We start from the raw sequence: 23,265 nt of genomic DNA on the forward strand, positions 1-23,265 counted from the left end.
CGACGTGCTTTTTTCAAAGCGGGCATGGGCGCTGCCCTTGCTGCTGTGATGCTTGTCAGTTGGTCTGGCGCGGCATTGGCGCAAGCGCGTCCGCCTGAGCCACCCGAAGTGGCTGCCCGTGCGTATTTGTTATTGGACGTCACGGCCAACCAGATTTTGGCTTCGCGCGACATGGACATGCCGGTTGAGCCTGCCTCCCTGACCAAGCTGATGAGTGCCTATTTGGTATTTGATGCGCTCAAGTCTAAAAAAATTGACATCAAACAAACATTTGGCGTGAGCGAGCGCGCTTGGAAAATGCCAGGCTCACGCATGTTCATCGACCCCAAGATGAAAGTGCCGGTTGAAGACTTGATCAAGGGCATGATTGTTCAATCTGGCAATGACGCCACAGTGGCTTTGGCCGAAGGCGTGGGCGGCACGGTTGAGCGATTTGTCCAAATGATGAATGACCAAGCCAAGGTCTTGGGCATGAACAACACCAGTTACAAAAACCCAGAAGGCCTGACCGAGGCAGGCCACACCACCACCGCAAGAGACCTGGCCACGTTGGCCACCCGCCTCATGCGCGACTTTCCAGAGTTCGTGGCCACTTACGCCATCAAAAAATACCGTTACCCCGGAACACCTGCTGCCAACGACAGCAACCGCAACTTGTTGCTGTTCAAAGACCCCACAGTAGACGGCCTCAAAACTGGCCATACCGAGGCGGCGGGTTATTGCTTGGTGGCGACGGCCAAACGCGACTTTCCCAATGTGGGCCCGCGCCGATTGATGGCCATTGTGTTGGGTGCCAATAGTGAAATTGCGCGCGCCAACGAAGCGCAGAAGCTGCTCAATTGGGGATACACCGCTTTTGAAGCCGTCAAATTATTTGAACCTGGACAGGCCGTTGCAACGCCTGCCATTTGGAAGGGCAAAGCCAATACCCTCAAGCTTGGACGCTCAGATGCACTGGTCGTTGCGGTGCCTACGGGCTCGGCTTCACAAATCAAAACTCAGCTGGTGCGCCCGGACCCTTTGGTGGCCCCTGTCACCAAAGGTCAGGCCATCGGCAGCCTCAAAATTTATCGAGGCGAGCAGTTTTGGGTCGAGATGCCCTTGCAAGCCTTGGACTCCGTGGAGCAGGCCGGAGTCTTGGGCCGCGCATGGGATGCTGTGCGTTTGTGGATCAAATGAGAAAAGTTGGTACTTGCAAACTTTGATCTAAGCGAGAAGCAAATAGCTTGAATGCAGAAATTTTTGCCTAGCCGCCAATCCAACGCTATACTAGAAGGCTTTTCCGCATTTGGGGCGGAGAAGATTTTTTTGTTCATTCCAAACGTTTAGGGACGTTTTTTTAAATGCCAACCATCAATCAATTGGTGCGTCAGGGGCGCGAGGTCGAAAAGACCAAGTCAAAAAGCCCTGCGATGCAAAACTCTCCGCAGCGCCGCGGTGTGTGCACCCGTGTGTACACCACGACGCCTAAAAAACCTAACTCCGCTCTGCGTAAAGTTGCCAAAGTGCGCTTGACCAACGGCTTCGAGGTGATCTCCTACATCGGTGGTGAAGGCCACAACTTGCAGGAACACTCCGTGGTTTTGGTACGTGGTGGTCGTGTGAAAGACTTGCCAGGTGTGCGTTACCACATCGTGCGTGGCTCACTCGACTTGCAAGGCGTGAAAGACCGCAAGCAATCGCGTTCTAAATATGGCGCTAAGCGCCCGAAGAAAGCTTAAGTTAGCTTTCAAAAAAAGGTGTTGTTCTGGTTTTTAGACGAGCCGGTTCAACGAAGTGACTCCATGTCGGAGTCGAGTAAGTGCAAATTCAAGATGAGTTTGCAGGGTGTCTGGATCGGACGTCCAGCCATCAAACTGAAGCAAAGAGGTGAAATATGCCACGTCGTCGTGAAGTCCCTAAACGTGAAATCCTGCCGGACCCCAAGTACGGTAATGTCGAACTTTCCAAATTCATGAATGTGATCATGGAAGGCGGCAAAAAAGCGGTTGCCGAGCGCATCATTTATGGTGCCTTGGAAAACATGGAAAAGAAAACAGGCAAAGACCCTGTCGAACTTTTTTCAATCGCCATCAACAACGTCAAGCCCATGGTGGAAGTTAAATCCCGCCGCGTGGGTGGTGCCAACTACCAGGTGCCCGTCGAAGTTCGCCCAGTCCGTCGCTTGGCTTTGTCCATGCGTTGGATCAAAGAAGCGGCCCGTAAGCGTGGTGAAAAATCCATGGCTTTGCGCTTGGCCAACGAGTTGCTTGAGGCCAATGAAGGCCGCGGCGGCGCGATGAAAAAGCGTGATGAAGTGCACCGTATGGCTGAAGCCAACAAGGCCTTCTCACACTTCCGCTTCTAAATCCCGGAGGTTGTCGCGCAGCTTTGAGTTGCGCTGGCAACCACCGCAAAGCCCTGTAGAGACCCTGCAGGGCATTTGCATTTTTTGTTTTAACTGAATTCCAAGAGGTTGATCATGGCTCGCAATACTCCCATCGAGCGCTATCGCAACATCGGTATTTCCGCACACATTGATGCGGGTAAAACCACTACCACCGAGCGTATTCTTTTCTATACCGGTGTGAATCACAAAATTGGTGAAGTGCATGATGGCGCCGCCACCATGGACTGGATGGAGCAAGAACAAGAGCGTGGTATCACGATCACTTCTGCTGCCACCACTTGCTTCTGGAAGGGCATGGACGGCTCTTTTGCAGATCACCGCATCAACATCATTGACACCCCTGGCCACGTTGACTTCACCATTGAAGTTGAGCGTTCCATGCGCGTGCTCGACGGTGCTTGCATGGTTTACTGTGCTGTGGGCGGCGTGCAGCCCCAGTCTGAAACTGTGTGGCGTCAAGCCAACAAGTACAAAGTGCCACGTTTGGCCTTCGTGAACAAGATGGACCGTACCGGTGCCAACTTCTTCAAAGTTGTGGACCAAATGAAGTTGCGCCTCAAAGCTAACCCCGTGCCAATCGTGATCCCAATCGGCGCTGAAGACAACTTCACCGGCGTGGTCGACCTTCGCAAAATGAAGGCCATCATATGGGACGAAGCTTCACAAGGCATGAAGTTCACGTTCGAAGAAATTCCCGCTAACTTGGTCGAATTGGCCAAAGAGTGGCGCGAGAAGATGGTTGAAGCTGCTGCTGAAGCCTCTGAAGAACTCATGAACAAGTACCTCGAAGAAGGTGACTTGACTGAAGAAGAAATCACAGCTGGTTTGCGTACACGTACCATCAACAGCGAAATTCAACCGATGTTGTGCGGCACCGCCTTCAAGAACAAAGGCGTGCAGCGCATGTTGGACGCTGTGTTGGAATTGATGCCTTCTCCCCTCGACGTGAAAGCCATCAAAGGTTTTGACGAAGACGAAAAAGAAGTCACACGCAAAGCCGACGACGAAGAGAAATTCTCTGCGTTGGCATTCAAATTGATGACCGACCCCTTTGTGGGCCAGCTCACTTTCGTGCGCGTTTACTCTGGCGTTCTGAAAAAGGGCGACACCGTTTACAACTCTGTGCGCGGCAAGAAAGAGCGTATCGGTCGTATCGTGCAAATGCACGCCAACAACCGTGAAGAAGTTGACGAAATTCGCGCCGGCGACATCGCTGCTTGCGTGGGCTTGAAAGACGTGACCACTGGCGAAACATTGTGCGACCCCAATGCGGTCATCACTTTGGAACGCATGGTGTTCCCCGACTCCGTGATTCGTCAAGCTGTCGAACCTAAGACAAAAGCCGACCAAGAAAAAATGGGCATGGCTTTGTCACGTTTGGCTGCTGAAGATCCATCTTTCCGCGTTCAAACCGACGAAGAATCTGGCCAGACCATCATTGGCGGCCAAGGCGAATTGCACCTCGAAATTATCGTGGACCGCATGAAGCGTGAATTCGGCGTTGAAGCCAACGTGGGCAAGCCTCAAGTGGCTTACCGTGAAACCATCCGCAAAACTGTCGAAGAAGCCGAAGGCAAGTTCGTTCGTCAGTCTGGCGGTAAAGGTCAATACGGTCACGTGGTCTTGAAGGTCGAGCCACAAGAAGCCGGCAAAGGTTTTGAATTCGTTGATGCCATCAAGGGCGGTGTGGTTCCTCGCGAATACATCCCTGCTGTGGAAAAAGGCGTGATCGAAGCTTTGGGTCAGGGCGTGTTAGCTGGATACCCAGTTGTTGACGTCAAGGTCACATTGCACTTCGGTTCATACCACGACGTTGACTCCAACGAAATGGCTTTCAAAATGGCCGCCATCTTTGGTTTCAAAGAAGGTTGCCGCAAAGCCAGCCCCGTCATCTTGGAACCCATGATGGCCGTTGAAGTTGAAACACCTGAAGACTACGCTGGTAACGTGATGGGCGACTTGTCCTCACGTCGCGGTATGGTTCAAGGCATGGACGACATGGTCGGCGGTGGTAAAGCCATTAAAGCTGAAGTACCACTGTCCGAAATGTTCGGCTACTCCACCACATTGCGCTCGATGTCACAAGGCCGCGCTACGTACACGATGGAATTCAAGCACTACGCTGAAGCTCCCCGTAACGTTGCTGAAGCTATTGTTGCGTCAAGGGCAAAGTAAAGACATTGCGGGACTGATCAAGCTGCGCAGCAGGTTGCTCTGTCCCCAACTAATCAATCTTCCCTCACAGGATAGAAAAAGTTAAACCTGTCTGCGATCCAGTGCCACGCTGTCCCCGTGCGGTGTGAACAAGCAATTGGATGCAAACATAAAACCACAACACGGGCTTTGTTCTTTGGAGAATTGAAATGGCAAAAGAGAAATTTGAGCGGACAAAACCGCACGTAAACGTTGGCACCATTGGTCACGTTGACCACGGCAAAACAACATTGACAGCTGCTATCACCACTGTGTTGGCAGCCAAGTTTGGCGGCGCTGCTAAAGCGTACGACCAAATTGACGCAGCCCCTGAAGAGAAGGCCCGCGGCATTACCATCAACACAGCCCACGTTGAGTACGAGACAGAAAACCGTCACTACGCACACGTTGACTGCCCAGGCCACGCCGACTATGTGAAGAACATGATTACGGGCGCTGCTCAGATGGACGGCGCTATTTTGGTGTGCTCTGCTGCTGACGGCCCAATGCCCCAGACACGTGAGCACATCTTGTTGGCTCGCCAAGTGGGCGTGCCTTACATCATCGTTTTCTTGAACAAGTGCGACATGGTGGACGACGCCGAGTTGCTCGAGTTGGTGGAAATGGAAGTTCGCGAGTTGTTGTCTAAGTACGACTTCCCAGGCGACGACACACCGATCGTTCAAGGTTCAGCCAAGCTGGCTTTGGAAGGCGACAAGGGTCCTTTGGGCGAAGAAGCCATCATGAAGTTGGCAGCWGCTTTGGACTCTTACATCCCTACGCCTGACCGCGCAGTGGACGGTGCTTTCTTGATGCCAGTGGAAGACGTGTTCTCCATCTCTGGTCGCGGCACAGTGGTGACTGGCCGTATCGAGCGCGGCATCATCAAGGTTGGCGAAGAGATCGAGATCGTTGGTATTGCTGACACACAGAAGACCACCTGTACAGGCGTTGAGATGTTCCGCAAATTGCTGGACCAAGGTCAAGCTGGCGACAACGTGGGTATTTTGCTGCGCGGCACCAAGCGCGAAGACGTGCAGCGCGGCCAAGTGCTGTGCAAGCCAGGTTCTATCAAGCCCCACACCCACTTCACAGGCGAGATCTATGTCTTGTCTAAAGACGAAGGTGGCCGTCACACGCCTTTCTTCAACAACTACCGTCCTCAGTTCTACTTCCGTACGACTGACGTGACAGGCGCGATCGAATTGCCAGAAGGCAAAGAGATGGTGATGCCTGGTGACAACGTGTCGATCACTGTGAAGTTGATCAACCCGATCGCCATGGAAGAAGGTCTGCGTTTTGCGATCCGCGAAGGCGGCCGCACTGTGGGCGCTGGCGTTGTTGCCAAGATCCTTGCCTAATTTGCGTCTTTAAAAACGCTGAAGGGGTATAGCTCAATTGGCAGAGCGTCGGTCTCCAAAACCGAAGGTTGTAGGTTCGATTCCTACTGCCCCTGCCACCTGAAAAGGTGAGCAAAACAAGCCCGCCATCACCTGGCGGGCTTCGGTGTCTAAAAGACAACTAATTTTTAGTGAGCTCGAAAGAGCTTAAAAAGGTCTGTAAGCCAACATGGCAACTTCTGAAGTTCAAACCGTAGGTTCCACTGCTGACAAGCTGAAGCTTGGCCTTGCCATTGCTTTGGTGGTGGCATCGTTGGCGGCTTTCTATGTACTTTCCAAGCAAGGCGCTTTGGCCCAGTGGGGTGCATTGATTGCTGGCTTGGCTGCTGCTGTGGTGGTCTTTTTGCTCTCAGAAACGGGCAAGCAATTTATCGCGTTTGGCCAGGATGCCGTTCGTGAAGTTAAAAAAGTAGTGTGGCCAGAGCGCAAAGAAGCCATGCAAATCACAGCTTACGTCTTTGTATTTGTGGTGGTCATGGCGCTGTTCTTGTGGCTCACTGACAAAACGCTCGAGTGGGTTTTTTACGATCTGATCTTGGGGTGGAAAAAATAATGACTGATGCTGTAGACAACGCGCCAAAAGCAGGCGAATCCACCAACCCAGACCTCAAGTGGTATGTGGTTCATGCCTATTCAGGCATGGAAAAGGCGGTTGAGCGCAACATCATTGAGCGCATTCAACGCGCCGAGATGCAGAGCAAATTTGGCCGTATTCTGGTTCCCACTGAAGAAGTGATTGAGATGAAAAACGGTCAAAAGCGCACCACCGAGCGCAAGTTTTTCCCAGGCTACGTCCTGGTCGAGATGGTCATGGACGACGAGACATGGCACTTGGTCAAGCACACCAACAAAGTTACTGGCTTTGTGGGTGGTGCCAAAAACCGTCCTGCCCCTATTTCAGAAGAAGACGTTCGCAAGATCGTCAATCAAATGCAAGAAGGCACCGACAAACCCCGCCACAAAGTGGAGTTTGAAGTGGGCGAGTATGTGCGCGTCAAAGAAGGCCCGTTCACGGACTTCAACGGCACGGTCGAAGAAGTCAATTACGAGAAAAACAAAATGCGTGTGTCCGTTACGATCTTCGGTCGTGCCACACCTGTTGAACTCGAATTTGGCCAAGTCGAAAAAACCTAAGTTTTTTAAAGACTTGCCTCTAAAGATTGCGGGTCAGATCAAGATTTACGAAGTAAATTTGCTCTGACCCCAACAAATCGTAAATGCGCTACCCGACTCAGCGTGTTTATTGAAAGAAGAAAGAGTCGTTAATTTGGGGAGCTTGACCTAAACCATCAAGCGTTTGCACCCACTAGGAGTTAAACATGGCGAAAAAAATCGTCGGTTTCGTTAAGCTGCAAGTACCAGCTGGCAAGGCCAACCCATCACCCCCTATCGGCCCAGCTTTGGGTCAACGTGGTTTGAACATCATGGAATTCTGCAAGGCGTTCAACGCCCAGACCCAAGGTGTTGAGCCAGGTCTGCCATTGCCAGTGGTGATCACTGCTTTTGCCGACAAGAGCTTCACTTTCATCATCAAGACGCCTCCAGCGACGACCTTGATCAAGAAAGCCATCAAGTTGGACAAGGGTTCTGCTCGTCCACACGCCGACAAAGTTGGCAAAATTTCTCGTGCTCAGCTCGAAGAAATTGCAAAGACAAAAATGAAAGACTTGAACGCTGCTGATTTGGACGCTGCTGTCCGCATCATCGCGGGTTCTGCTCGCTCAATGGGCGTGAATGTGGAGGGCGTGTAAATGTCCAAGCTGACTAAAAAACAAAAAGCACTGGTTGGTAAAGTTGACGCCAACAAGTTGTACGCTGTAGCCGATGCTTTGGCTTTGGTCAAAGAGTGCGCAACTGCCAAGTTCGATGAGTCCATCGACGTTGCGGTTCAACTCGGTATTGATGCCAAGAAATCTGACCAAGTGGTGCGTGGCGCCGTGGTCTTGCCAAACGGCACTGGTAAAACAAAACGCGTGGCTGTGTTTGCCCAAGGCGCCAAGGCTGATGAAGCCCGTGCTGCTGGTGCAGACGTCGTGGGCATGGACGATTTAGCTGCACAAGTCAAAGCCGGTGACATGCCTTTCGACGTGGTCATTGCTGCCCCTGACGCCATGCGCGTTGTGGGTACTTTGGGTCAAATCTTGGGCCCACGTGGCCTGATGCCTAACCCCAAAGTTGGCACCGTGACTGCCGACGTGGCCACTGCCGTTAAAAACGCAAAAGCTGGTCAAGTTCAGTTCCGCGTTGACAAAGCCGGTATCGTGCACGGCGCGATTGGCTTGCGTTCATTTGATGTTGAAAAGTTGCAAGGCAACTTGGCAGCATTGATCGATGCATTGAACAAATCCAAGCCAGCTACCAGCAAAGGTGTTTACCTGCGCAAAGTCGCTGTGTCTTCCACAATGGGTGTGGGCGTTCGCGTCGACACACAATCCATCGCGGCTTGATCGTGAAAAAAACCGAGGGGAGTGCCAGGGCAACCTAGCACTTCGCTCAGTGTGGTGGGCTGAACCCAAATCTTCGGACCAAGTTCAGGCCATCCAAGACCGTTGGCGTGCAGCAATGCACTTAATCGTGAAAGCCAACGCAGATGGCGATCCCGCTGCAGATGGACAAAATCCTGAACAGTTGATCGCTGAAATTAGGCGAGCTCTAGAGCAATATTGCTCAAAAGCTCATTCAAAAGGAGTAGACCTTGAGTCTTAATCGCAGTGAGAAAGAAGCGGTCATTTCAGAAGTGACCAGCCTCGCCGCTAAAGCTCAAACGCTGGTGATTGCGGAATACCGCGGCATCACGGTCACTGACATGACCAAACTGCGTTCTGATGCACGTAGCAAAGGTGTGAGCCTGAGTGTGTTGAAAAACACCTTGGCCCGCCGTGCTGTTGCCGGAACCTCGTTTGAAGTTGTCGCTGATCAGATGACCGGTCCGCTGATCTATGGCTTCTCTGTAGATGCTGTGGCTGCTGCAAAAGTAGTCGCTGACTTCGCGAAAACCAACGACAAGTTGGTCATTCGCGGTGGTGCCATCTCAGGCAAAGTCTTGGATGCCAACGGCGTTAAGCAACTGTCAAACATCCCATCCAAAGATGTGTTGTTGGCTCAGTTGTGCGGCTTATTGATGTCCCCCATGTCCCGCACCGCAGTGGTGTTGGGTGCCTTGGCGGCCAAAAAAGGCGAAACGGCTGCCGCTTAATAGCGCAGTCCTTTTTTTAAAAAATTGTTAGGAAATAAAAATGGCATTTGATAAAGACGCATTTTTGACCGCGCTTGACAGCATGACGGTCTTGGAACTCAACGAATTGGTAAAAGCCATCGAAGAGAAATTTGGCGTGAGCGCCGCAGCCATGGCAGCACCTGCTGCTGGTGGTGGCGGTGGTGGCGCTGCTGCTGCTGAAGAGCAAACAGAATTCAACGTAGTTTTGGTTGAAGCCGGCGCTAACAAAGTGTCCGTCATTAAAGCTGTTCGCGAAATCACTGGCTTGGGCTTGAAAGAAGCCAAAGACATGGTTGACGGCGCACCTAAAGCAGTCAAAGAAGGCGCTTCTAAAGCTGACGCTGAAGCGGCTAAGAAAAAGCTGGAAGAAGCCGGCGCCAAAGTCGAACTCAAGTAATTCGACTTTTGTCCAAGGCTGGAAGGTCCCACAAGGGCCTCCAGCCTTTGGTGCTTACAGAGCACAGCCAAAAAATAGCTTCAAAGCCCTTTTTTGAGTGTTCTCTGACCCGACTGCAGAGACGCCTTGGTTCGGGCTGCGTGCAATGCGCAGCCGTCCGCCAACGCTGGTAGAGGCCAGCGGCCAAGCCCGTTTTGTGAATCTAATTCACAAAACACACAGTCGCCGAAAGATCAAGCCCCGGAGATCTCATGGCCTATTCATTTACCGAACGCAAACGCATTCGCAAAAGTTTCGGAAGCCGCGAAAGCGTGCTCGAAGTTCCTTACCTGCTGCAAATGCAAAAAGACGCTTACACGTCATTTTTGCAAGCAGGCGTAGCCTCTAACAAACGTGCCCACGAAGGCCTGCAAGCTGCATTTGAATCAGCTTTCCCCATCGTGTCACACAACGGTTTTGTCGAGATGAAATTTCTCGAGTACAACTTGGCCAAGCCGGCCTTTGATGTGCGCGAATGCCAAACACGTGGCCTCACATTTGCATCGGCTGTGCGCGCTCGCGTTCAGCTGATCATCTACGATCGTGACTCTTCAACATCACAGTCTAAGGTCGTGAAAGAAGTCAAAGAGCAAGAAGTCTACATGGGCGAAGTGCCCCTGATGACAGACAAAGGCTCGTTCATCATTAACGGTACCGAGCGCGTGATCGTGTCTCAGTTGCACCGTTCACCTGGCGTGTTCTTTGAACACGACAAGGGCAAGACACACAGCTCTGGCAAATTGTTGTTCAGCGCGCGCATTATTCCTTACCGCGGTTCTTGGCTCGACTACGAATTCGACCCGAAAGACTTGCTGTATTTCCGTGTTGACCGTCGTCGCAAGATGCCCGTCACCATTCTGCTCAAAGCCATTGGCTTGAACCCAGAATCGATCTTGGCCAACTTCTTTGTGAACGACAACTTCCGCTTGATGGACAGTGGCGCACAAATGGAATTTGTGTCCGAGCGTCTGCGCGGCGAAGTGGCCCGTTTCGACATCACCGACAAATCTGGCAAAGTGGTTGTCGCCAAAGACAAGCGCATTACCGTTCGTCACACCCGTGAACTCGAACAATCTGGCACCACACACATCAGCGTGCCAGAAGACTTCCTGATTGGTCGCGTGGTGGCTCGCAACATTATCGACACCGACACCGGCGAGATCATTGCCAAGGCCAACGAAGAACTCACAGAAGCCTTGCTCAAAAAATTGCGCTCTGCTGGCGTGCAAGACATTCAGTGTATTTACACCAACGAACTCGACCAAGGTGCGTACATTTCGCAAACATTGCGTGTGGACGAAACCGTTGACGAATTCGCTGCACGTGTTGCCATCTACCGCATGATGCGCCCTGGTGAGCCACCGACAGAAGACGCAGTGCAGGCTTTGTTCCAGCGCTTGTTCTACAACCCCGACACCTACGATTTGTCACGTGTTGGCCGTATGAAATTCAACGCCCGTGTGGGCCGCGACGAGTCCACCGGCCCGATGGTGCTGACCAACGAAGACATCTTGGCCGTGGTCAAAATCTTGGTTGATTTGCGCAATGGCCGCGGAGAAGTCGATGACATCGATCACTTGGGCAATCGCCGCGTACGTTGCGTGGGCGAGTTGGCCGAGAACCAATACCGCACCGGTTTGGCACGTATCGAAAAAGCTGTGAAAGAGCGTTTGGGTCAAGCAGAGCAAGAGCCTCTGATGCCTCATGATCTGATCAACTCCAAGCCCATTTCTGCGGCGCTCAAAGAGTTCTTTGGTGCCTCGCAGTTGTCACAGTTCATGGACCAAACCAATCCTTTGGCAGAGATCACGCACAAGCGTCGTGTGTCTGCCCTTGGCCCAGGTGGTTTGACCCGCGAACGTGCAGGCTTTGAAGTGCGTGACGTGCACGTGACTCACTACGGTCGTGTGTGCCCTATTGAAACGCCTGAAGGTCCAAACATTGGTTTGATCAACTCACTCGCCTTGTATGCGCGTTTGAACGAGTACGGTTTCATTGAGACACCTTACCGCCGCGTTGCCGATGGCAAAGTCACCATGGACATCGATTACTTGTCTGCCATCGAAGAAGGCAAATACGTGATTGCTCAGGCCAATGCCACCTTGGACAAAGAAGGTCGCCTGACCGATGGTCTGGTGTCTGCCCGTGAAAAAGGTGAATCCATTTTGTGCGGTGCCGATCGCATTCAGTACATGGACGTGTCGCCTGCTCAAATCGTTTCTGTGGCGGCCTCTTTGGTGCCGTTCCTCGAGCACGATGACGCCAACCGCGCGTTGATGGGTGCCAACATGTCACGTCAAGCCGTGCCTGTGTTGCGTCCAGAGAAGCCCCTGGTAGGCACCGGTATTGAGCGCGTTGCTGCGGTTGACTCTGGCACCGTGGTAACCGCCACTCGCGGTGGTGTGGTCGACTACGTCGATGCCACACGTATCGTGATTCGTGTCAACGACAACGAAACCCAAGCGGGTGAAGTGGGCGTTGACATTTACAACCTCATCAAATACCAACGTTCTAACCAGAACACCAACATTCACCAGCGCGCCATTGTGAAGCGTGGTGACAAGTTGGCCAAGGGTGACGTGATTGCCGACGGCGCATCGACTGACTTGGGCGAAATCGCCATCGGTCAAAACATGCTGATCGCTTTCATGCCTTGGAACGGTTACAACTTCGAAGACTCGATCTTGATCTCCGAGCGCGTGGTGTCTGAAGACCGCTACACCTCGATTCACATCGAAGAGTTGGTGGTGATGGCACGCGACACCAAGTTGGGTGCCGAAGAAATCACACGTGACATTCCAAACTTGTCAGAGCAGCAATTGGGCCGCTTGGACGAGTCCGGCATCATTTACGTGGGTGCAGAAGTGCAACCCGGCGATGTGTTGGTGGGCAAGGTCACACCTAAAGGTGAAACCACACTCACACCAGAAGAGAAGCTGCTCCGCGCCATCTTCGGTGAAAAAGCCAGCGATGTGAAAGACACATCTTTGCGCGTGGACCAGGGCTCACAAGGCACCGTGATCGACGTTCAAGTGTTCACACGCGAAGGCATCGTGCGCGACAAGCGTGCGCAACAAATTATTGACGACGAGCTCAAGCGTTTCCGCTTGGATTTGAACGATCAGTTGCGCATCGTTGAAGCCGACGCCTTCGACCGTATCGAAAAATTGTTGAACGGCAAAGTTGCCAATGGCGGCCCACAGAAGCTGGCCAAAGGCACCAAGATCGACAAGGCTTACCTCGAGTCCATCGAGAAGTTCCACTGGTTTGACATTCGTCCTGCCGACGAAGACATTGCCAGCCAACTCGAGTCCATCAAGAACTCACTTGAGCAAACTCGTCACAGCTTTGACTTGTCCTTCGAAGAGAAGCGCAAGAAACTCACGCAAGGCGACGAGTTGCCAGCAGGCGTGCTCAAGATGGTCAAGGTCTACTTGGCCGTCAAGCGTCGCTTGCAGCCTGGTGACAAGATGGCCGGACGTCACGGTAACAAGGGTGTGGTCTCCAAGATCGTCCCCGTGGAAGACATGCCCTACATGGCCGACGGTACCCCTGCCGACATCGTGTTGAACCCCTTGGGCGTTCCTTCACGTATGAACGTGGGTCAGGTGCTTGAAGTTCACTTGGGTTGGGCTGCTAAGGGCATTGGCCACCGCATCGGTGACATGCTGCAAGCCGAAGCTCGCGTGGCCGAGTTCCGCACATTGTTTGAAGAACTCTACAACGGCATTGGCCGCAAAGAAGACTTGTCTCAGTTGTCTGACCAAGACGTCTTGGGCATGGCAGAAAACCTCAAAGGTGGTTTGCCATTTGCCACGCCTGTGTTCGACGGTGCTGCCGAAGAAGAAATTCGCGCCATGTTGAAACTGGCTTACCCCGATGACTTGGCTGCACGCAAAGGCTTGACTGCTACACGCACACAAGCGCATTTGTTTGATGGCCGTACTGGCGAAGCTTTCGAGCGTCCCACCACCATCGGCTACATGCACTTCTTGAAGTTGCACCACTTGGTCGACGACAAAATGCACGCCCGTTCCACAGGCCCTTACTCACTGGTCACGCAGCAGCCTTTGGGCGGCAAGGCCCAGTTTGGTGGCCAGCGTTTCGGCGAGATGGAGGTGTGGGCTTTGGAAGCTTACGGTGCCTCCTATGTGTTGCAAGAGATGCTCACGGTCAAGTCCGACGACGTGCAAGGTCGTACCAAAGTGTACGAAAGCATCGTCAAAGGCGAGCACACCATCAGTGCCGGCATGCCCGAATCATTCAACGTCTTGGTCAAGGAAATTCGTTCCTTGGGTCTCGACATTGAACTCGAGCGTTCTTGAACCCCTGCTAGATTAATAAAAGGAAGAGTCTCATGAAATCACTTCTGGACCTGTTCAAGCAGTTCACACCGGACGAGCATTTTGATGCCATCCGCATTGGATTGGCTTCTCCCGAAAAAATCCGTTCTTGGTCTTTCGGCGAAGTTAAAAAGCCTGAAACCATCAACTACCGCACGTTCAAGCCTGAGCGTGATGGTTTGTTCTGCGCCAAGATTTTTGGCCCCATCAAAGACTACGAATGCTTGTGCGGTAAATACAAGCGCTTGAAGCACCGCGGCGTGATCTGCGAGAAGTGCGGCGTTGAAGTCACACAGACCAAAGTGCGTCGCGAACGCATGGGTCACATTGACTTGGCAGCACCTTGCGCACACATCTGGTTCTTGAAATCTTTGCCTAGCCGTTTGGGCTTGGTATTGGACATGACCCTGCGTGACATCGAACGCGTGTTGTACTTTGAAGCATACGTTGTGACCGACCCCGGCATGACACCTTTGAAGAAATACAGCATCATGTCCGAAGACGACTACGATGCCAAAGTGCAAGAGTACGGTGATGAATTCCAAGCCAAGATGGGCGCGGAAGGTATCAAGGACTTGCTGCACAGCATCGAAATCGAATCTGAAATTGAACGTCTGCGCGGCGACCTCACTGGCTCTGAAGTCAAGGTCAAGAAAAACGCCAAGCGTTTGAAAGTGCTCGAAGCCTTCAAGAAATCCGGCATCAAGCCCGAGTGGATGGTGCTCGAAGTCTTGCCCGTGTTGCCACCGGACCTGCGTCCTTTGGTGCCACTGGACGGTGGCCGTTTTGCCACTTCTGATCTGAACGATTTGTACCGTCGTGTCATTAACCGCAATAGCCGTCTGCGCCGTTTGCTCGAGTTGAAAGCACCCGAGATCATTGCGCGCAACGAAAAGCGCATGTTGCAAGAAGCGGTTGACTCACTGCTCGACAACGGTCGTCGCGGTAAAGCCATGACTGGCGCCAACAAGCGTGCCCTCAAATCTTTGGCTGACATGATCAAAGGTAAGAGTGGTCGTTTCCGTCAAAACTTGTTGGGTAAGCGCGTCGACTACTCTGGTCGTTCAGTGATTACCGTGGGTCCAACCCTCAAACTGCACCAGTGCGGTTTGCCCAAGTTGATGGCCATCGAGTTGTTCAAGCCTTTCATCTTTGCTCGTCTCGAAGCCATGGGCATCGCGACCACCATCAAGGCTGCAAAGAAAGAAGTTGAAGCCGGTACACCCGTGGTGTGGGACATCTTGGAAGAGGTGATCAAAGAGCACCCCGTGATGTTGAACCGTGCGCCTACTTTGCACCGTTTGGGCATTCAAGCTTTTGAGCCCTTGCTGATTGAAGGCAAAGCCATTCAGTTGCACCCCCTCGTTTGCGCGGCCTTCAACGCCGACTTCGACGGTGACCAAATGGCCGTTCACGTACCTTTGTCTGTGGAAGCACAAATGGAAGCCCGCACCCTCATGCTGGCCTCCAACAACGTACTGTTCCCAGCCAACGGCGAACCTTCTATCGTGCCGTCACAAGACGTGGTGCTGGGCTTGTACTACACAACCCGCGAACGCATCAACGCCAAAGGCGAAGGCTTGATCTTCTCCGACATCGGCGAAGTTCAGCGCGCATTGGATGCCGGTGCAGTTGAGTTGACAGCCAAGATCAGCGTACGCATTACCGATTGGATTCTGAACAAAGAAACCAAAGAGTTCACGCCTTCGACCAACATGGTTTACACCACCGTGGGTCGTGCTTTGTTGTCCGAAATCTTGCCCAAAGGCTTGGCTTTCGAGAACATCAACAAAGCACTCAAGAAGAAAGAAATTTCCAAGCTCATCAACACGTCTTTCCGCAAGTGCGGCTTGAAAGACACCGTGGTGTTTGCCGACAAGTTGCTGCAAAACGGTTTCCGTTTGGCCACACGTTCAGGCATCTCCATTGGTATCGACGACATGTTGGTGCCACCCGAAAAGGGCGCCATCATTGGTGAAGCCGAGAAAGAAGTCAAAGACATCGAGCAGCAATATGTGTCCGGTCTGGTCACTTCTGGCGAGCGTTACAACAAGGTCGTTGACATCTGGGGCAAAGCGGGTGACGCTGTGTCCAAGGTGATGATGGACCAACTCCGCAAAGAGAAAACCACTGACCGCCATGGCAAAGTGGTTGAGCAAGAGTCCTTCAACTCCATCTACATGATGGCCGACTCGGGCGCTCGCGGTTCTGCAGCGCAGATTCGTCAGCTGGCTGGTATGCGTGGTCTGATGGCCAAGCCTGACGGCTCCATCATTGAGACACCGATCACGGCCAACTTCCGTGAAGGCCTCAACGTGTTGCAGTACTTCATCTCCACACACGGTGCGCGTAAAGGCTTGGCCGATACGGCTTTGAAGACAGCCAACTCCGGTTACTTGACACGTCGTTTGGTTGACGTGACACAAGACTTGGTCGTGACTGAGCTCGATTGCGGCACCACCGACGGCTCACAAATGCGCGCCATCGTTGAAGGCGGTGAAGTGATTGAATCCTTGCGCGATCGCGTTTTGGGTCGCACTTTGGCCGACGACGTGTTGCACCCTGAGTCTCGCGCTGTGGTGGCTACTGCCGGCACCTTGCTGGACGAAGACATGATCGAAATCTTCGAAGCAGAAGGCGTCGACGAAGTTAAAGTTCGCACCGCCCTCACATGCGCCACACGCTTTGGTTTGTGCGCTAAGTGCTACGGTCGCGACTTGGGCCGCGGTGGCTTGATCAACAACGGTGAAGCTGTGGGTGTGATTGCTGCGCAGTCCATCGGCGAGCCAGGTACACAGTTGACCATGCGGACGTTCCACATTGGTGGTGCGGCCTCACGTGCTTCTGTTGCCTCTAGCGTTGAAGCCAAGTCCAATGGTTTGATTGGTTTCAATGCCGCTATGCGCTATGTGACCAACACCAAAGGTGAGTTGGTCGTCATTTCTCGTTCTGGCGAAATCATCATTCACGACGAACACGGTCGTGAGCGCGAGCGTCACAAAGTGCCTTACGGCGCCATCCTGACTGTCAAGATTGACCAAGCCATCAAGGCTGGCGCTATTTTGGCCAACTGGGATCCATTGACACGCCCCATCATCACTGAGTTTGCGGGTCAGATCAAATTCGAGAATGTCGAAGAAGGTTTGACAGTGGCCAAGCAAGTCGACGAAGTGACCGGCTTGTCCACTCTGGTTGTGATCGATCCAAAACGCCGTGGCGCCACCAAAGTGGTTCGCCCTCAAGTGAAGTTGATCGATGCCTCTGGCAAAGAAGTGAAGATTCCAGGCACCGACCACTCTGTGACCATCGGTTTCCAAATCGGCTCACTCATTCAAGTGCGCGACGGTCAAGATGTGGGCCCAGGCGAAGTCTTGGCACGTATCCCTGTTGAAGGTCAAAAGACACGCGACATTACCGGCGGTTTGCCACGTGTGGCCGAACTGTTCGAAGCACGCAGCCCCAAAGACAAGGGCATGTTGGCCGAGATGACCGGTACCGTGTCGTTTGGTAAAGAGACCAAAGGCAAGGTGCGTTTGCAGATCACCGATCCAGACGGCAAAGTGTGGGACGAACTCATCCCCAAAGAGAAGAACATCATGGTCCACGAAGGCCAGGTGGTCAACAAAGGCGAGAGCATTGTGGACGGCCCTGCCGACCCACAAGACATCTTGCGTTTGCTCGGCATGGAAGAGTTGGCTCGCTACATCGTCGACGAAGTGCAAGACGTTTACCGTTTGCAAGGCGTGAAGATCAATGACAAACACATTGAAGTAATCGTGCGTCAGATGCTGCGCCGCGTGGTGGTTGAGAACATTGGTGACTCCACTTACATTGCTGGCGAACAAGTTGAGCGTTCAGAGATTTTGAATACCAACGACGCACTGCGCGCCGAAGGCAAGATCCCTGCAACCTACAGCAACTTGTTGTTGGGTATTACCAAGGCATCTTTGTCGACCGACTCGTTCATCTCTGCGGCTTCCTTCCAGGAAACCACCCGCGTGCTCACCGAAGCTGCCATCATGGGCAAGCGCGACGAGTTGCGTGGCCTCAAAGAGAACGTCATTGTGGGTCGTTTGATTCCTGCTGGTACGGGCTTGGCTTATCACAAAGCTCGCGCTGCCAAAGACGCGATGGACGAGGCAGAACGCCGCGCCATCACAGAAGCCGAAGCCGTTGAATTGGCCGAAGCCCAACAGTTGACCGAAGACGCAGCCAACGCTGCCGATTCCAACTCCTGATCAACCCCCGGCTTCGGCCGGATGGTTTGAAGAACGCCTCTGAACCGTTGACGCGGCCAGAGGCGTTTTGTTTTTGAGCGTGTTTTCATTCACAATCAAGGCAACATGGCACTTCTCATTTTTTGTTCCATTTTGGCGGTCCTCTTCTTTTGGGCTGTTGGCGCCTACAACCGCTTGGTGCTGTTGCGCGCCAGCGTGGCCAAACAGTTTGCAGCGGTAGACGCCCAACTGTTGCGCGTGCTCATTTGGGTGCAGGGCAATTTGCCAGCGTCCATGCGCGATATGCTGAGTGAAATGGAAGAGGCGGCGTTGCCAGAAGCACTGCTAAAAAATGAGCGCGATTTAAATCTGCTCAAAATTTTGGAAGAGCTTTCAGACAGTTTGGACTTGGTGCGATCACAACCTTTGTCAGTCAGTGCTATGCAAAAATTCAATCAAGACAGATTGGCTTTGGCGGCATGGGCCAAGACCGAAATTCGAGCAGGGCAAAGTGGCGAGTCGACTTGGTTCATTGACCCACTGCCGTACAAGTTTGATCGGCTCAAAGCCCAAGCTTGGCCGCTCATGGATGCCTACAACCAAGCCGCTCTCAAATACAACGAAGCCGTGACCCAGTTTCCTGCCAGCGTCTTGGCCAAGCAAGTCAAGTTTGTGCCTGCGCAAACTTTGGACATTGCCGACCTGTTGGCCTGAGCCTTTTCAATCAAGCCAATCAGGTACTCGCCGCATGGCAACTTCACCCCCATTACAAGCGCCGCTTTGGCAGTTGTTGCAGGCAACGTCTCAAGTTGCCCTGGCTGTGCATGGCGGGCGCTCCATGACGGCGGCCATCGAGGCCGTTCCTAAAGACATTCGCCCTGGCGTGCAAGCGCTGTCGTTTCAAGCCATGCGGTGGTGGGGACGCGCCGTGGCAATTCGCAAAGCCTTGGCCCGCAAAGCACCGCCTGCCCAAGCAGATGCACTTCTTTGCACGGCTTTGTCTTTGTCTTGGAACGATGACATATCGCCTTACCCAGTTCATACGCTGGTCAACCAAGCTGTTGAAGCTGCTAGGCGGCACAAAGACATGCGTGCGCAAGCGCCTTTTGTGAACGCCTGCCTGCGCCGATTTTTGCGTGAGCGTGAGAGTTTGCTGGCCACCACAGAAGCCGACCTGACTGCGCAGTGGAATCACCCTGTGTGGTGGGTCAAGCGTTTAAAAGCCGACCATCCGGAAGATTGGCAGGCCATTCTGCAAGCCGCTCAAGCCGCAGCACCGATGAGCTTGCGCGTCAATTTGCAACACCAATCAGTTGCGACTTATTTGACTGCCTTGGAGGCACTGGGTATTCAAGCCAAAGCGGTTGGACAGATGGGTGTTCAATTGGTCAAGGCGGTTCCGGTGAATCAACTGCCAGGCTTCAATGACGGTCATGTGTCCGTTCAAGATGCGGCAGCCCAATTGGCGGCGCCTTTGTTGCTGAACGGCCTTCAAATTGACGCCCCTAGCTTGCGCTTGCTAGATGCCTGTGCAGCGCCTGGCGGCAAAACAGGTCACTTGTTGGAGTGTGCACCCCAAGCCCAGGTGCTGGCGCTAGAGGTAGATCCTCAGCGCTGCCAACGAATTCATGACAACTTAGACCGGCTGAAGGTCCAAGCCGAAGTGCTGGCGGCAGATGCTGGCAAGCCCGAAACGTGGTGGGACGGTCAAGCCTTCGACGGCATCTTGTTGGATGCGCCCTGCACAGCTTCAGGCATTGGCCGCAGGCATCCCGATGTGCGTTGGTTGCGCCGCGAGTCCGATGTATCGCAGTTGGCGGCCATTCAGGCCAAGCTGTTGAAGGCGCTATGGCCACTGGTCAAACCCGGGGGGCGCTTGTTGTATTGCACCTGCTCGATCTTCAAGGCAGAAGGCGAAAGCCAAATTCAAACGTTTGTTCAACACAACACTGATGCCCTGATCTTGCCCTCTCCAGGGCATTTAACACCCTCAAATGTCAATTCTGATCCCAGTCTCCGCGACAATCGGATGGGTGAACATGACGGTTTTTATTACGCACTGCTGGAAAAGCGTTCAATGTAAATTGGATGAAGTTTGGCGCACAAGCTTTGGGCTTCGTGTGCTCTGCCTGTGCGTACCGCTGCTTGCGCTCCTATTGGGCCCTGCTCAGGCCCAAACTAACAACACGCCAGGCCTCGAAGTCATTGAGTTACGCTTAGAAAAGTCTGAGGGCGCCTTGTTGATGCAAAGCAGTTTGCGCTTGGAATTAAGTCCCGTGGTGGAAGACGCCTTGCAGAAGGGCATGCCGATTTACTTTGTGACAGAAGCTGAAATCACAAGCGACCGCTGGTATTGGTATGACAAAAAAATTAGCGCAGTGGCCCGACATTACCGATTGGCCTACCAACCTCTCACAAGGCTCTGGCGTCTGAACGTCTCGCGTGAACCCATTGGGACAGTCGGTTTGGCCAGTAGTTTGTCGCAGAGTTTTGAAACCTTGCCTGAGGCTCTCACCGCCATTCGCCGAACAGTCAATTGGAAAGTGGCCGATTTGTCCGAAATCAGCAGCGACAACAAATACACACTCTTGTTCAAGTTCCGACTCGATGTCTCGCAATTGGCCAGACCCTTCCAAATGACGGCAGGTGGCAATGCGGATTGGAATTTGGCCACTCAAAAAACCATGCGTTTTACGTCCGACATGGGTCGTTGACAGCAAGCTGCATCGAAGATTCCGCCAATGAACCGCAACAAGACAGAGCGAATTGCGACAGGTTCTCAGTCATCCAAGACCGTTCGTTGGATGATGGGCATTGGCGTCATCCTGATGTTGATTTTAGGCTTGGGCTTATTGGTGTTGCTTACGCAGGCCACGGGCAACAGAGCTTTGTACGACCGCAACTACGACCGTCTCTACGCGGTCAACATGGTGGTTGCCGGCTTGTTGCTGCTGGGTTTGCTGTGGGGCGCATCGCGCCTCATCATTCGCTTAAGGCAGGGGCAGTTTGGCTCCAGGCTCTTGGTCAAACTGGCGGCCATCTTTGCACTCGTTGGCGTAGTGCCTGGCGTGCTCATTTATGTGGTCTCTTACCAGTTCGTCTCCCGCTCCATTGAAAGCTGGTTTGACGTCAAAGTGGAGGGTGCCTTGGTGGCGGGCCTTAACTTGGGACGCGTCACTTTGGACACATTGACGGCAGACTTGGCCAAACAATCGCGTGTCGCCTCGCAGCAATTGGTGGATGTGCAAGAGGCCAGTGCGGCCATAGCCTTGGACCGCGTTCGCTCGCAGATGGATGCCAGCGATGCGGTGTTGTGGGCGCTCGATGGTCGCTTGATTGCCAGTGCAGGGTCCTCGCGCTTTGCAGTCCGACCTGAACGCCCCACCGCAGCGCAGTTCAAGCAGGTCCGAAGCAAACTGAGCCTTGAAATTGTTGAAGGATTGGACGAAAACGCGGGCATTTCAAATGGCCGCATCAAGGTGCTCACTCTGGTGCCGCAAAACAGTTTGAACCTTCGAGACGATCCTTGGGTTTTGCAAATTTCACAAAATTTGCCAGCTACGTTGGTGGCCAACGCCTTGGACGTTCAATCGGCCAATCGCGAATATCAAGAACGAGCCTTGGCCAGAGACGGCCTTCGAAAAATGTACATCGGCACACTCACCCTGAGCCTCATCATGGCGGTGTTGGCAGCCGTGTTGATTGCCATGTTTTTGGGCAATCAATTGGCCCGGCCTTTGTTGTTGTTGGCGCTGGGTATGCGGCAAGTGGCCGCTGGCGATTTATCGCCCAAATACACCCTTCAGCGCAAAGACGAACTGGGGGGACTCACACGCTCTTTTGCCGAAATGACCCAGCAGTTGTCGGATGCCAGGAGTACTGTTGAGCGCTCCTTGAACCAATTGGATGCGGCACGCGGCAATCTGCAAACCATTTTGGACAACCTCACCGCGGGCGTGATCGTTTTAAACGCAAGGGGCATCATTCAGTCTTCAAACCCTGGCGCCACCCGAATTTTGAAAGTGCCTCTGGCGGCGCACGAAAAAGCCCCCTTCATCAATTTGCCCAATTTGCAAAATTTTGCTGCAGGTGTTCAGGAGCAATTTGAATTGTTGAGCGCTGACAAAGACCGACACGAATTGGACCACTGGCAAAAGTCTTTTGAAATCCATGCATCGGGTCAGGGCTTAGAGGCCACTTCCGTGACCTTGGTGGCCCGCGGCGCCATTTTGCCTGACGGTATGAGGCTCTTGGTTTTTGACGACATTTCAGAAATTGTGTCTGCCCAGCGCTCGCAAGCTTGGGGTGAAGTGGCCCGCAGATTGGCCCATGAAATTAAGAATCCGTTGACACCGATTCAACTTTCAGCAGAAAGACTGGAGCGCAAACTCGACGGCAAATTGGAAGAGTCCGATCAAACGGTGTTGTCCAAATCGGTCAAAACCATTGTCGATCAGGTGGCCGCCATGAAGCGACTGGTCAATGAATTTAGAGACTACGCCCGACTGCCTTCGGCCGAGCTCGATCCTTTGGATCTGAATGGCCTCATTCAAGACGTCATGGTTCTTTATGCCCAGGAGCCTTCCGAAACAGCCACGCGTGCACAGGTGGTGATCGACCTAGACCCCACACTGCCCCTGATAGAGGGTGACGCACAACAACTGCGCCAAGTGGTCCACAATCTGATTCAAAATGCCCAAGATGCTAGCGAATTGAATTCCAAGGTGACCCTCACCACCCGCTGGAGTCCTGCCCGCAAACGCGTCAAATTGACTGTCGCCGACGAGGGTCATGGTTTTTCACCCAATATTCTGCAAAGGGCCTTTGAACCCTACGTCACCACCAAGGCCAAAGGGACTGGTTTGGGCTTGGCCGTGGTCAAGAAAATAGCCGATGAGCATGGCGCCCGTTTGGACATTGCCAATCTGGTTGAAGAAGGTGTGGTCAAAGGGGCCCAAGTGTCGTTATCATTCAGTGTCGAGAAGTTGGCGCAAAGCTAAGATCAGTGTCAGCTTCTTGTGAGAAAAATAAGTTCCAAAGAAGCTGCAATCAAGAAGCAAATTAGAGGCA

Annotated in this window: 17 protein-coding genes and 1 tRNA gene; all 18 read left to right on the forward strand. The window is 53.1% G+C overall.

Going from position 1 to position 23,265, the window contains the following annotated elements:
- Positions 1-48 precede the first annotated feature (48 nt).
- The 18 genes from AMM03_RS07465 (at position 49) to AMM03_RS07550 (ending at position 23,195) form a co-directional block, all read left to right on the forward strand.
- Positions 49-1,179, forward strand: coding sequence for a D-alanyl-D-alanine carboxypeptidase family protein (locus tag AMM03_RS07465; RefSeq protein WP_369793683.1), 1,131 nt, complete (start codon positions 49-51; stop codon positions 1,177-1,179).
- A 164-nt stretch (positions 1,180-1,343) separates the two neighbouring features.
- The gene (rpsL, locus tag AMM03_RS07470; RefSeq protein WP_017759704.1) at positions 1,344-1,721 is read left to right on the forward strand and encodes a 30S ribosomal protein S12; all 378 of its coding nucleotides are present in this window, start codon (positions 1,344-1,346) and stop codon (positions 1,719-1,721) included.
- 155 nt (positions 1,722-1,876) lie between these two features.
- A complete protein-coding gene (gene rpsG, locus AMM03_RS07475) occupies positions 1,877-2,347 on the forward strand; it encodes a 30S ribosomal protein S7 (RefSeq protein WP_090130012.1) in 471 nt (156 codons plus the stop codon).
- Positions 2,348-2,461: 114 nt separating this feature from the next.
- Positions 2,462-4,564 (forward strand): elongation factor G, encoded by a 2,103-nt coding sequence (gene fusA / locus AMM03_RS07480; protein ID WP_090130014.1) that lies wholly within the window; start codon positions 2,462-2,464, stop codon positions 4,562-4,564.
- Positions 4,565-4,752: 188 nt separating this feature from the next.
- Positions 4,753-5,943 (forward strand): elongation factor Tu, encoded by a 1,191-nt coding sequence (tuf, locus tag AMM03_RS07485; protein ID WP_090130016.1) that lies wholly within the window; start codon positions 4,753-4,755, stop codon positions 5,941-5,943.
- A gap of 22 nt (positions 5,944-5,965) precedes the next feature.
- Positions 5,966-6,041 (forward strand) — tRNA-Trp (locus tag AMM03_RS07490).
- Positions 6,042-6,151: 110 nt separating this feature from the next.
- Complete coding sequence (gene secE, locus AMM03_RS07495) at positions 6,152-6,535, forward strand: preprotein translocase subunit SecE (protein ID WP_090130018.1); 384 nt, start codon at positions 6,152-6,154, stop codon at positions 6,533-6,535.
- Positions 6,535-7,116 carry a transcription termination/antitermination protein NusG gene (gene nusG, locus AMM03_RS07500; RefSeq protein WP_090130020.1) on the forward strand — a complete coding sequence of 194 codons (582 nt, stop codon included), beginning with the start codon at positions 6,535-6,537 and terminating at the stop codon, positions 7,114-7,116. The genes secE and nusG overlap by 1 nt, the downstream gene beginning before the upstream one ends.
- 185 nt (positions 7,117-7,301) lie before the next feature.
- Positions 7,302-7,733: a 50S ribosomal protein L11 gene (gene rplK, locus AMM03_RS07505; RefSeq protein WP_055359602.1), complete on the forward strand. Its 432-nt coding sequence runs from the start codon at positions 7,302-7,304 to the stop codon at positions 7,731-7,733.
- A complete protein-coding gene (rplA, locus tag AMM03_RS07510; protein ID WP_090130023.1) occupies positions 7,734-8,429 on the forward strand; it encodes a 50S ribosomal protein L1 in 696 nt (231 codons plus the stop codon). It begins immediately after the preceding gene.
- A 248-nt stretch (positions 8,430-8,677) separates the two neighbouring features.
- Positions 8,678-9,178 (forward strand): 50S ribosomal protein L10, encoded by a 501-nt coding sequence (rplJ, locus tag AMM03_RS07515; protein ID WP_090130025.1) that lies wholly within the window; start codon positions 8,678-8,680, stop codon positions 9,176-9,178.
- 40 nt (positions 9,179-9,218) lie between these two features.
- Entirely contained in the window at positions 9,219-9,596 is a 378-nt protein-coding gene (gene rplL, locus AMM03_RS07520) for a 50S ribosomal protein L7/L12 (protein WP_090130027.1), read from the forward strand.
- Positions 9,597-9,847: 251 nt separating this feature from the next.
- The gene (gene rpoB, locus AMM03_RS07525; RefSeq protein ID WP_090130029.1) at positions 9,848-13,960 is read left to right on the forward strand and encodes a DNA-directed RNA polymerase subunit beta; all 4,113 of its coding nucleotides are present in this window, start codon (positions 9,848-9,850) and stop codon (positions 13,958-13,960) included.
- Between the two features lie 32 nt (positions 13,961-13,992).
- Positions 13,993-18,216, forward strand: coding sequence for a DNA-directed RNA polymerase subunit beta' (rpoC, locus tag AMM03_RS07530; RefSeq protein ID WP_090130031.1), 4,224 nt, complete (start codon positions 13,993-13,995; stop codon positions 18,214-18,216).
- A 105-nt stretch (positions 18,217-18,321) separates the two neighbouring features.
- On the forward strand, positions 18,322-18,909 hold the full coding sequence (locus tag AMM03_RS07535; RefSeq protein WP_090130033.1) for a LemA family protein: 588 nt from the start codon (positions 18,322-18,324) through the stop codon (positions 18,907-18,909).
- 34 nt (positions 18,910-18,943) lie between these two features.
- Positions 18,944-20,278 carry a 16S rRNA (cytosine(967)-C(5))-methyltransferase RsmB gene (rsmB, locus tag AMM03_RS07540; RefSeq protein WP_090130035.1) on the forward strand — a complete coding sequence of 445 codons (1,335 nt, stop codon included), beginning with the start codon at positions 18,944-18,946 and terminating at the stop codon, positions 20,276-20,278.
- Positions 20,235-20,909, forward strand: a complete 675-nt coding sequence (locus AMM03_RS07545; RefSeq protein ID WP_090130037.1) for a DUF4390 domain-containing protein — start codon at positions 20,235-20,237, stop codon at positions 20,907-20,909. Before rsmB ends, AMM03_RS07545 begins: the two co-directional genes overlap by 44 nt.
- A 27-nt stretch (positions 20,910-20,936) precedes the next feature.
- Positions 20,937-23,195: a sensor histidine kinase gene (locus tag AMM03_RS07550; protein ID WP_090130039.1), complete on the forward strand. Its 2,259-nt coding sequence runs from the start codon at positions 20,937-20,939 to the stop codon at positions 23,193-23,195.
- Positions 23,196-23,265: the final 70 nt, after the last annotated feature.

The organism is Limnohabitans sp. Rim11 (genome assembly GCF_001269365.1).
In the GTDB taxonomy this organism is placed as follows: Bacteria; Pseudomonadota; Gammaproteobacteria; order Burkholderiales; family Burkholderiaceae_C; genus Limnohabitans_A.

What these genes read in the sequence shown, in the direction of transcription:
- AMM03_RS07465 (WP_369793683.1), top strand. Translation starts at nt 49, where the DNA reads ATGCTTGTCAGTTGGTCTGGCGCGGCATTGGCGCAAGCGCGTCCGCCT.
- rpsL (WP_017759704.1), top strand. Translation starts at nt 1,344, where the DNA reads ATGCCAACCATCAATCAATTGGTGCGTCAGGGGCGCGAGGTCGAAAAG.
- rpsG (WP_090130012.1), top strand. Translation starts at nt 1,877, where the DNA reads ATGCCACGTCGTCGTGAAGTCCCTAAACGTGAAATCCTGCCGGACCCC.
- fusA (WP_090130014.1), top strand. Translation starts at nt 2,462, where the DNA reads ATGGCTCGCAATACTCCCATCGAGCGCTATCGCAACATCGGTATTTCC.
- secE (WP_090130018.1), top strand. Translation starts at nt 6,152, where the DNA reads ATGGCAACTTCTGAAGTTCAAACCGTAGGTTCCACTGCTGACAAGCTG.
- nusG (WP_090130020.1), top strand. Translation starts at nt 6,535, where the DNA reads ATGACTGATGCTGTAGACAACGCGCCAAAAGCAGGCGAATCCACCAAC.
- rplK (WP_055359602.1), top strand. Translation starts at nt 7,302, where the DNA reads ATGGCGAAAAAAATCGTCGGTTTCGTTAAGCTGCAAGTACCAGCTGGC.
- rplA (WP_090130023.1), top strand. Translation starts at nt 7,734, where the DNA reads ATGTCCAAGCTGACTAAAAAACAAAAAGCACTGGTTGGTAAAGTTGAC.
- rplL (WP_090130027.1), top strand. Translation starts at nt 9,219, where the DNA reads ATGGCATTTGATAAAGACGCATTTTTGACCGCGCTTGACAGCATGACG.
- rpoB (WP_090130029.1), top strand. Translation starts at nt 9,848, where the DNA reads ATGGCCTATTCATTTACCGAACGCAAACGCATTCGCAAAAGTTTCGGA.
- rpoC (WP_090130031.1), top strand. Translation starts at nt 13,993, where the DNA reads ATGAAATCACTTCTGGACCTGTTCAAGCAGTTCACACCGGACGAGCAT.
- AMM03_RS07535 (WP_090130033.1), top strand. Translation starts at nt 18,322, where the DNA reads ATGGCACTTCTCATTTTTTGTTCCATTTTGGCGGTCCTCTTCTTTTGG.
- rsmB (WP_090130035.1), top strand. Translation starts at nt 18,944, where the DNA reads ATGGCAACTTCACCCCCATTACAAGCGCCGCTTTGGCAGTTGTTGCAG.
- AMM03_RS07545 (WP_090130037.1), top strand. Translation starts at nt 20,235, where the DNA reads ATGACGGTTTTTATTACGCACTGCTGGAAAAGCGTTCAATGTAAATTG.
- AMM03_RS07550 (WP_090130039.1), top strand. Translation starts at nt 20,937, where the DNA reads ATGAACCGCAACAAGACAGAGCGAATTGCGACAGGTTCTCAGTCATCC.